Annotated in this window: 3 protein-coding genes; all 3 read right to left on the reverse strand. The window is 73.9% G+C overall.

Features of this window, described 5'->3' with window-relative positions:
* On the reverse strand, window positions 1–184 hold a 184-nt coding region (locus tag VR44_RS46700; protein ID WP_045952523.1), incomplete at its 3' end, for a hypothetical protein.
* Window positions 184–789 (reverse strand): SMC-Scp complex subunit ScpB, encoded by a 606-nt coding sequence (gene scpB / locus VR44_RS39500; RefSeq protein WP_045952524.1) that lies wholly within the window; start codon window positions 787–789, stop codon window positions 184–186. The genes scpB and VR44_RS46700, both read right to left, overlap by 1 nt.
* Window positions 789–1790, reverse strand: coding sequence for a segregation and condensation protein A (locus VR44_RS39505; protein WP_045952525.1), 1002 nt, complete (start codon window positions 1788–1790; stop codon window positions 789–791). The genes scpB and VR44_RS39505 overlap by 1 nt, the downstream gene beginning before the upstream one ends.
* Between the last annotated feature and the right edge of the window lie 111 nt (window positions 1791–1901).

Below are 1901 nucleotides of genomic sequence, written 5' to 3' on the forward strand. Positions count from 1 at the left end.
AGCCGCCGCCGGACGAGCCGCGGTAGCCGCCGCCGCTGCCCGAGCCGCCACGGTAGCCGCCGCCGCTGCCGCTGCCTCCGCGGTAGCCACCGCCGCCGGAGGAGCCGCCACGGGCGCCCCCGCGCCCGCCGCCACCGCCGCCGCTGTTCCTGTTGCCACCGTTGCCGTTGCCGCTGCTTCGCATCAAATGTCCGTCGTCTTGTCGTCGTCTACGTCAGTGTCCGGTGCGTCCGGATCGAACGACGGCACACCTTCTTGCGTCTCGGCTTCGATCGCGTCCGCCTCGGGGAGGAAGGGCGCGAGCTCCGGGAGCTCGTCCAGGCCGCGCAGGCCCATCCGCTCCAGAAAGTAGTTCGTCGTCCTGTACAGGATCGCACCTGTTTCGGGTTCCGTGCCCGCCTCGGCCACCAGACCCCGCTGGAGGAGGGTCCGCATGACCCCGTCACAGTTGACCCCGCGGACCGCCGAGACCCTCGAGCGGCTCACCGGCTGGCGGTACGCGACGACCGCGAGGGTCTCCAGGGCCGCCTGGGTGAGGCGGGCCTGCTGGCCGTCCAGGACGAAGGCCTCCACGGCCTCCGCGTACTCGGGCCGGGTGTAGAACCGCCAGCCGCCGGCGACCAGGCGCAGCTCGAAGCCCCTGCGCTGGACGGTGTACTCGTCGGCGAGGGCGGTGAGGGCGTCCGCGACCTCGCGGGGGGTGCGGTCGAGCACCTTGGCGAGGTGCTCGGCGGTGGCGGGCTCGTCCACCACCATCAGGACGGCCTCCAGGGCCCCCTTCAGCTCCATCAGTCCGCTACCTCCACGACTTGGTCGAACTCGTCGGTCACCGTCGGCATCCCGTCGCCGTCCCCGCCGCACCAGCGGACGGTGAGGGTGAGCAGGGCCTCCTGCTGGTCGAGGACCACGGCCTTCTCCCGGTAGAGCTCCAGGAGCGCCAGGAAGCGGGCCACGACGGTGAGGGTGTCCGGGGCGTCCTCGGTGAGCTCCCGGAAGGTCGCCTCGCCGCGCGTCTTGAGGAGGCGTACGAGGACACCCGCCTGCTCCCTGACGCTGACCAGCGGGGCGTGGATGTGGTCGACGTAGACCTCGGGCCTGGCCTTGGGCTGCATGGCCTTGACGGCGAGGCGGGCGAGCCCGTCGGCACCGATGCCGAGCACCACCTCGGGCAGCAGGTCCGCGTGGTGCGGCTCCAGCCCGACGGTCCGGGGGAAGCGGCGGCCCTCCGCCGCCGCGCGGTCCTCGAAGATCGCGGCGATCTGCTTGTACGCGCGGTACTGGAGCAGCCGGGCGAACAGCAGGTCCCGCGCCTCCAGCAGCGCGAGGTCGGCCTCGTCCTCCACCTCGGCGGCGGGCAGCAGCCGGGCGGCCTTGAGGTCGAGCAGGGTGGCGGCGACGACGAGGAACTCGGTGGTCTGGTCGAGGTCCCAGTCGGGGCCCATGGCACGGATGTGCGCCATGAACTCGTCGGTGACCTTGGAGAGGGCGACCTCGGTGACGTCGAGCTTGTGCCGGGAGATCAGCTGGAGCAGCAGATCGAAGGGCCCCTCGAAGTTGTCGAGCCGCAAGGTGAACCGCCCGTCGCCCCCGGCGGGAGTGGCGGTGGTGTCGGGTGTGGCCTGTGGGAGGGGCTGCGGGGGCTCGGCGGGGCCGTCAGCGGCTCCGGAGCGCCGAGCGGGGGCTCCGTCGCCTTCCGGGCCCTCTCGTCCCGCAGCGGGCGCCTCAGCGGGTTCCGGCGGGGTGCCCGGGCCCCGTCCCAGGGGGCGGCGGGCGGCGGGGTTCGGGGGCATGGCGGTCCGGGGGGTGGTGCGGGGTGGCGGCGGAGCCCTTGCAGCCTAGGCCCTGGCCGGGCGTTTCCGTCCCACCACCGGCCGGGGGGGCGCCGCTGCGCGGGGCGGTCC

It is taken from the genome of Streptomyces katrae, from assembly GCF_000966975.1.
GTDB classification, from domain to species: Bacteria; Actinomycetota; Actinomycetes; order Streptomycetales; family Streptomycetaceae; genus Streptomyces; species Streptomyces katrae.

Bases quoted from the DNA above. Each gene is read 5' to 3' on its own strand.
- scpB (WP_045952524.1), bottom strand. From the start codon at position 789: ATGGAGCTGAAGGGGGCCCTGGAGGCCGTCCTGATGGTGGTGGACGAG.
- VR44_RS39505 (WP_045952525.1), bottom strand. From the start codon at position 1,790: ATGCCCCCGAACCCCGCCGCCCGCCGCCCCCTGGGACGGGGCCCGGGC.